Origin of the sequence: Clostridium algifaecis, from assembly GCF_017874415.1 — a bacterium.
Lineage (GTDB): Bacteria > Bacillota > Clostridia > Clostridiales > Clostridiaceae > Clostridium_B > Clostridium_B algifaecis.
Genome location: NZ_JAGGLM010000014.1, coordinates 65287 through 72852, shown reverse-complemented (window position 1 = coordinate 72852; position 7566 = coordinate 65287). Strand labels below are relative to the sequence as shown.

The window sequence follows — 7566 nt, the reverse complement described above, 5'->3', positions numbered from 1 at the left end:
GCGGTTGGCAGACCGTTCAGTGTGCGAGTAGCACCGCCAGTAACATGCCCTTATAGGGCTAGAGCAAACCACCCGTTTTACGGGTGGTGCTGATTATAAAATATACACTATTTTAATCTAATTTTAATATTAATTTTGTAAAATTTTAATATTAATTTGAATATTTTGTGGTGGATTGATATTTGGAGGGTTTTAAATGAATGGCAGTAATAATATTAGTATTTATTCAATTCTATTTTCATCAGTGCTTGTAATGATTTCTCTTGCTTTTTCATATTTTCAGAAATTAAAAATTGAAAAAGATATAATAGTAAGTGTAATAAGGGCTTCTATTCAATTGGTTATTGTAGGATATTTACTCAATTATATTTTTGGACATAAAAATGTAATCTTCACTACTTTTTTATTGATATTTATGATAGCAAATGCCGCATACAATACTTCAAAAAGAGGAAAAGAAATAAACAATGTTTTAATAATAGCATTTATAGCAATATCGATAAGTACTATTGTAACTTTATTTATTCTAGTGTTTTCCAAAGTTATAAAATATGAGCCCTATCAGATGATACCAATTGGAGGTATGATCATAAGTAACTCAATGATAAGCTTAGGTTTAAGTCTTAATCAAATGAGTTCGGATTTTAAGGATAAAAAAGAAGAAGTTGAAACTAAACTAGCACTTGGGGCAAATAATTTTCAGGCATCCATAGATATAATAAGGAACTCTGTTAAAATTGGCATGATTCCTACGATAGATTCTGCAAAAACACTTGGAATTGTAGCATTGCCTGGTATGATGACAGGACTTATATTAGCAGGAACTTCACCAATAAATGCCATTAAATATCAACTTATAGTTACATTCATGATGCTTGGGGCTACGGCTATAGTATCGTTTATAGGATGTTATCTAAGTTATAACAGTTTTTTAAATGTATCTAAAAGTTATACTAAAACAATTATCAATCATTTTTTAAATCCTTAATTTGTTTTTTTAAATCATGAATTTGAGTTTCTTTATCCTGTATTGATTCTAGATGCTGTTTTTGAGCTGCTATAGTCAGCATTATGCCGCCAATTGATACAATTAAATTTCCAAGCACATTTATTTGATCTGAGGTTTTATTTTTAGACAAAACAATAGCTACAAAAGTGCTTATGACGGCCAGCTCGTCAGGATCTGCTGAATTTAAGTATGACATTTTTGTTCACCTCTAGTATAGTATATGAAAATTAATAAAAAATTGTATGTATTATAATTAAATAAAATTTAAATTTTTGGGGGATAATTATATGAGAGAATTTGGAAAGCTTTTAGGATGGATTGGATTTTGGGCATATATCATATTACTACTTAATTTCTTTGTTAAGTATGTAAATAAAAGATATATAAATAAATTGCCAAAAGATAAGAAAAAATATGCTGATATGTATAGATTTATCATGAGGTATATTGTTAAATATCATAGAATTATTGGAATAATAGCACCTGTATCTATAATAGGTCATTTTTATTTTATGTATAGTTACATAGGACTTTCTGTTCCAGGATTAATTGCAACTATAATTATGTTTGTTACTGTTTTATTGGGTATATATGGAGTTATCAATAAAAATATTAGAGGAAGCTGGTTAAAAGTTCACAGATTTTTGGCATTTATTTTAATATTTTTAGTGATTTTTCATGTAATGTTTAAAAGATTTTTGATATTATAGGTAGTTTTAAATTAACTTGTCTTTAAATATAAATATTGCTACAATAAATTTATGATTTAGAAAAGGTGTGGTGTATATGAATCCGGTAGCTTTTTCAATTAATGGATTTCAAGTTAGATGGTATGGAGTAATTATAGCATTAGGAGTTATGGCAGCTCTTGCTTTGGCAAGGGTGAATTGCAAGTATAAAAATTATGACTTTGATTCAGTAATAGATATTTTTTTAATTTCTTTTCCAGCGGCTATAATAGGTGCCAGGGCTTATTATGTTATATTTCAGTTTCAGGATTATAAAGATAACATCTTGGATATATTTAATATAAGGCAGGGTGGACTTGCTATACATGGTGGCATTTTATTTGGCCTGGCAGCTGCATACATTTATACAAGATATAAAAATAAAGAATTTTTAAAAATAGTTGATTTAGCAGCTCCATCCATAATACTTGCACAGGCTATTGGAAGGTGGGGAAACTTTTTTAATGGAGAGGCACACGGTGGGGAAGTCAGTTATGAATTCATAAGCAAATTCCCTGCATTTATACAAAGAGGTATGTATATAGAGGGTACCTATTACAATCCTACTTTTTTATATGAATCAATATGGGATTTAATTGTGTGCATTATTCTAATATATATATTCAGAAAAAAACATGAAAAAGGAACTGTAATTTTTAGTTACATAGGATTGTATTCATTGGGAAGATTCTTTATTGAAAGTCTTAGAACGGACAGCTTAATGTTTGGACCAATTAGAATTGCAATGCTGGTAAGTTTTTTGGGTGTTATATGCAGTATAGTATTTTTTATAATAATCAAAAGAAGAAATAAAAAATTATCCCATTAAATAAAAATTCAATGGGATAATTTTTGTTTTAGTATTATTCTGATAGTGTCAAGCTTAAATTTTTTGTTGAGTTGTTTCTAGAGATTACTACAGATACAGTATCTCCAGATTTATGACTCGATTTTATGGTATTTATATCATTTACTGATTTTACGCTCTTTCCATCAAATTTTTGAATGATGTCTCCTGTTTTTAAACCTGCTTTTTCAGCAGCACTGAATTCTTCAACTTCAGCTACATAAACACCTTGAGGTATATTGTATTGCTGGGATAAACTAGAATCAATATCTCTTCCTGCAATTCCAATTTTAAGTACAGGTTTTAAAAGACCACTTAGCCTAGACTTTACTGTATTTATAGGAATTGAAAAACCTATACCTTCAACACCATTCCCACCTATTTTAGCAGAGTTTATTCCTATTACCTGTCCGAGAGAATTTACTAGAGCTCCACCGCTGTTTCCTGGATTTATAGCTGCATCTGTCTGAAGGAAAGTTTGAGAAGTATTTCCAACACTAATTTGTCTCTTTGTAGCACTTATAATACCACTTGTTACAGATCCAAGAAGTTCTTTGCCTAAAGGATTTCCTATAGCTACTACGGAATCACCAACTTGAACATTATCAGAATTACCAAGTTCAGCTACAGCGGGCATGGTAGTTTTAGAAGTTACTTTTATTATAGCCAGATCTTGATTTGAATCATAATTTATAACTTTAGCAGGAACTTCTTTTTTATTACTTAATATTACACTTACAGTTTGAGCACTTTGAATTACATGATAATTTGTAAGTATATATCCATCAGAATTTATTATTATTCCAGAACCCATTCCATCTTCTTCACTACTGTCACTATTTTGATCATTTGAAAAACCAAAATTGTCACTTTGAGAAATACTTTTAACTGATACACCTACTACTGCGGGACTGACTTTTTTTGCTATCTCAGTTACAGTAAGTCCGCTTTTATTGTTTGAAGTTGATATTGGAGAAGCTTTGGCTTCGGAAACTTTGTCAGAACTTTTATTTGTATCTGAACTTATACTTTCATAAAGTGGTGTATTCCTAAAAAAATTTGTATTTGGAACTATATACAAAAATGCTGCTGTAGAAATACCGCCACCTATTAAACTAGCTATTAAAGCTACAGCTATATAAGACAAAAGTTTACTGCCGGGAAATTTGAACTTTTCACCAAATCTTTTTTTGAAATTTAAAGTATCATCATTTGGTGACTCGTTGTTTTTATTATTAAAAATCTTCATTTATAATACCTCCTCATAACGTATTGAGTTTAATATTCTATAGTTTATATAGTACTTGTGCTTTGTTACATCTTTATGTCAAAAATGTTAACTAGGTATGACAATTTTATTTAATGAGTGTTACAATGACTGATAAAGTAGTATTTATAATTTTATTTAAAAATATGTTGACAAAGACGTTGTAACATTATTATAATAATACTTACGTGATTATTTAGGAGACTAACTAATATGAAGGCAAATATAAAATTCAAATCAAATACGTATCTGAAACATGGCAAACATATTGAGCAAGAATGATTTAAGTTATGTTAATTTGCTATTAATAATTAGAATACTAATTATTTGATTTTAGTTATTTAAATTAGTTATTTAAATAGGAGGTAATATATTGGAACGTTCAGTTAAACTAGGAAATAAGAAAATAAGCAAATTGTTATTAGAATTTTCCATACCAGCTATAGTAGGCATGCTTGTTAACTCACTATATATTGTAATAGACAGGATATTTATAGGAAGAGTAGTAGGGGCAATGGCTATATCAGGAGTCAGTTTGACTTTCCCTATAGGCATACTTATAATGGCCTTTGCTATGCTTGTTGGTATAGGTGCTGCTGCCAGGATTTCTATAAAATTAGGAGAAAATAAAAAAAATGAGGCAGAAAATATATTGGGTAATGCACTTGTTCTACTTGTTTTAGTGTCTGCCATAGTTACTTTTTTAGGGCTTGTATTTGTAGAGCCTATGCTTAGGTCTTTTGGAGCTAGTAATAATACTATAGGTTATGCGAAACAATTTATTACTATATTGCTTGCAGGTTCCATATTTCAAATTATAGGATTTGGACTTAATAATATAATACGTTCTGAGGGAAATCCCAAAAAAGCTATGACAACTATGCTGATAGGCGGAATATGTAATATAATATTAGATTTTGTGTTTATATATATACTTAATTTTGGAATAAGAGGTGCAGCCATAGCCACTGTAATTTCCCAGGGAATAAATATGGTATGGGTACTTTACTATTTTTTAAGAGGAAATAGTATGCTTAAAATAAAAAAAGAAAATCTCCATTTAAAGAAAGATGTAGTTTTAAGTATATTTAGTATAGGAATGTCTCCTTTTGCTATGCAGCTGGCAGCTAGTCTTGTAAACATAATACTAAATAGAAGTTTATTTATATATGGCGGAGATTTAGCTATAGGAGCTATGGGTATAATAAATGGTATAGCTACATTAATACTTATGCCTATATTTGGAATTAATCAAGGCGTGCAGCCTATAATCGGATTTAATTATGGAGCAAAGCTGTACAATCGTGTAAAAGAGGCATTGAAGATTGCAATTATAGCAGCTAGTGTTATATCAACAGTAGGAGCATTATCTGTTCATATTTTTCCACGTATTTTGGTAGAACTTTTTAATAAAAATGATGTAAACTTAACTAATATATCGGTAAATGGAATAAAAATATTTATGTTTATGTTTCCTATATTGGGATTTCAGATAGTAAGTTCTAATTTCTTCCAAGCTATAGGAAGAGCTAAGATATCTATGTTTTTGGCACTTTTGAGGCAGGTAATAGTACTTATTCCAATGATACTTGTATTGCCAAAGATGTTTGGACTTAATGGCGTATGGTTGGCGGCTCCTGTATCTGATTCTGTATCAACTGTTTTAACATTTATATTTATAGTTTTGGAAATTAAGAAATTAAATTACCCAACAAATAATACTAATGAAAATGTTCAAATTGATGTATAGATAATTGCTGAATTTTAGAAAAGAGAAAATATGGATAAGATATTGGGATATGATTATGAAAATTCAATGAATAGAGGACGGCGTAAAAAAAATGGTGCCTTTTATACTCCGTCTTCTATTGTAGATTATATAATAAAAAATACAATGGACAATTTGGATATTATAAATCATCCGTTTGTAAAGGTGATAGATCCTTCTTGCGGATGCGGATACTTTTTAGTAAAAGCATATCAGTTTCTTTTTGATAAATTCGCAGATAATTTACAAAATATAAGAAGGAATTTTTTAAATCAAGTATATAAGATAGATACTGCCTGTGGAGAGGAAACTATATATGGTGATAAATACTGGAGCCTGGATAATCTTAGCTACCATATACTTAAAAATTGCATATATGGAGCAGATATAGATAATGAAGCAGTGAAATTAACTAAAGCTAATCTGAAATTGATTTCTAAGATGAAATTCAACTTGAATACTAATATAATTTGCTGTAATAGTCTTATAAAATGGAATGAAAATTTTGCTTCTAAAAAAGGCGAGCTTTCATGTAATGATATTTTAATTGAATTTTGGAACAAAAAATATGATTATGTAATTGGAAATCCTCCATGGGTATCTTTAAGTAGAAAGTTTAAAAACAAAATAAACAGAGAACTTATTGAATATTATATAAGCCAGTATAATGGAAGTAAATATTTACCGAATTTATATGAATATTTCGTAAAAAGGGCATTTGAAATATTGAATTGTGGAGGAAGGATTGGTTTTCTAATTCCAGATAGATTTGCTTCTAATATACAGTATAGAGAATTAAGAAAACATATATTAAAAAATTATAATATATGCAGATTGAATTTTGAAGTTGAATTTCCAGGCATAAATACGGATACTATGGTTTTTATAGCGGAAAACAGATATGAGAATGATAATAGAATTTTTATAGATATTAAAAATGAAGCAAAGTATAATATATATCAGGGTGAATATGTAAATAATCATAATCTGGAGTTTTCTTATGAAAGACAAATAGAAAGCAGGTATATAAAAAAAATTATTGAGAAAAATACTGATATGCTGGGAGATATATGTGTAACTTTTACTGGATTTATTGGAAACAAAAAAGTTATAAGTAAAATTAGAAAAAATAAGGATCAGATTCACATACTAAAGGGTGAAAATATAAAAAGATACGGAATATTAAACAGTTATTATTATGATTTTATTGAAAAAAATATAAAGGGTGGAACAAAAAATCCTGAAAAATTAAGTCATAAAAATAAAGTGATTATGAGGAAAACAGGGAAAAATATAATAGCTGCTTTGGATAGAAAGGGGTATATTATAGAACAGTCATTATATGGAATAATACCTGATAAAACGGATATTTCAGTTGAATATATTTTAGCAATATTAAATTCTAAATTGATACAGTGGTATTATATAAATTTTTTAGTTGTAAATTACAATTCTATTCCTCAAATTAAAAAATATAGTCTGGATAGTGTTCCAATAAAAAGATGCAGCGAAAGTAAAAAAAATGAAATAATACAATTGGTCGATAGAATGATAGATTCTAGTAGTGATAGTGAAAAGAGAATGATTCAGAGAGAATTGGATGATATTATATTTGAATTATACGGTATATCAGACGATATTAAGGATATTATGCTTTGCTCATTAAATGGATAATTTTTTTTAAAATTATATTGACATATATAGTAATTCAATGCATGACGAATTATAATGCTAAATAAATCAACATATATATATATTGATTAGGATAATACTTTATAGTTTTGAAAAATATATTGACTTGAGTATAATAGGATGATATTATAAAAATAAATTGTATCATCTATATAATCTTGATAGTATGCTCAAGAGTTTCTACCAGAGAGCGAAAAATCTCTGACTATAGGTGAATCCGTTAAACATTATTCTAAGATGGATTTACATATATAA

7 protein-coding genes and 1 riboswitch are annotated in these 7566 nt (G+C 28.4%); of the genes, 5 read left to right on the top strand and 2 right to left on the bottom strand.

The genetic code is table 11. From position 1 onward, the window contains the following. Positions 1-196: 196 nt before the first annotated feature. Positions 197-988 (top strand): ABC transporter permease, encoded by a 792-nt coding sequence (locus tag J2Z42_RS10460; RefSeq protein WP_209702604.1) that lies wholly within the window; start codon positions 197-199, stop codon positions 986-988. Here the strand turns inward: J2Z42_RS10460 and J2Z42_RS10455 are convergent. Next, the gene (locus tag J2Z42_RS10455; RefSeq protein WP_209702602.1) at positions 966-1205 is read right to left on the bottom strand and encodes a hypothetical protein; all 240 of its coding nucleotides are present in this window, start codon (positions 1203-1205) and stop codon (positions 966-968) included. The genes J2Z42_RS10460 and J2Z42_RS10455 overlap by 23 nt on opposite strands. A 91-nt stretch (positions 1206-1296) precedes the next feature. Between J2Z42_RS10455 and J2Z42_RS10450 the strand changes: the two genes are divergently transcribed. Together J2Z42_RS10450 and lgt are read left to right on the top strand one after the other, a co-directional pair. Further along, on the top strand, positions 1297-1719 hold the full coding sequence (locus tag J2Z42_RS10450; RefSeq protein ID WP_209702600.1) for a hypothetical protein: 423 nt from the start codon (positions 1297-1299) through the stop codon (positions 1717-1719). 76 nt (positions 1720-1795) lie between these two features. Then, complete coding sequence (lgt, locus tag J2Z42_RS10445) at positions 1796-2566, top strand: prolipoprotein diacylglyceryl transferase (protein ID WP_209702598.1); 771 nt, start codon at positions 1796-1798, stop codon at positions 2564-2566. 34 nt (positions 2567-2600) lie between these two features. Here the strand turns inward: lgt and J2Z42_RS10440 are convergent, their stop codons facing one another. Next, on the bottom strand, positions 2601-3833 hold the full coding sequence (locus J2Z42_RS10440; RefSeq protein WP_209702596.1) for a S1C family serine protease: 1233 nt from the start codon (positions 3831-3833) through the stop codon (positions 2601-2603). Positions 3834-4224: 391 nt separating this feature from the next. Here J2Z42_RS10440 and J2Z42_RS10435 point away from each other — a divergent pair, with 391 nt between their 5' ends. Continuing rightward, positions 4225-5601 (top strand): MATE family efflux transporter, encoded by a 1377-nt coding sequence (locus J2Z42_RS10435; RefSeq protein ID WP_209702594.1) that lies wholly within the window; start codon positions 4225-4227, stop codon positions 5599-5601. Between the two features lie 30 nt (positions 5602-5631). Continuing rightward, positions 5632-7293: a TaqI-like C-terminal specificity domain-containing protein gene (locus tag J2Z42_RS10430; RefSeq protein WP_209702592.1), complete on the top strand. Its 1662-nt coding sequence runs from the start codon at positions 5632-5634 to the stop codon at positions 7291-7293. A gap of 146 nt (positions 7294-7439) precedes the next feature. After that, positions 7440-7539: riboswitch (purine riboswitch) on the top strand. Positions 7540-7566 lie beyond the last annotated feature (27 nt).

What these genes read in the sequence shown, in the direction of transcription:
- J2Z42_RS10460 (WP_209702604.1), top strand. Translation starts at nt 197, where the DNA reads ATGAATGGCAGTAATAATATTAGTATTTATTCAATTCTATTTTCATCA.
- J2Z42_RS10455 (WP_209702602.1), bottom strand. Translation starts at nt 1,205, where the DNA reads ATGTCATACTTAAATTCAGCAGATCCTGACGAGCTGGCCGTCATAAGC.
- J2Z42_RS10450 (WP_209702600.1), top strand. Translation starts at nt 1,297, where the DNA reads ATGAGAGAATTTGGAAAGCTTTTAGGATGGATTGGATTTTGGGCATAT.
- lgt (WP_209702598.1), top strand. Translation starts at nt 1,796, where the DNA reads ATGAATCCGGTAGCTTTTTCAATTAATGGATTTCAAGTTAGATGGTAT.
- J2Z42_RS10440 (WP_209702596.1), bottom strand. Translation starts at nt 3,833, where the DNA reads ATGAAGATTTTTAATAATAAAAACAACGAGTCACCAAATGATGATACT.
- J2Z42_RS10430 (WP_209702592.1), top strand. Translation starts at nt 5,632, where the DNA reads ATGGATAAGATATTGGGATATGATTATGAAAATTCAATGAATAGAGGA.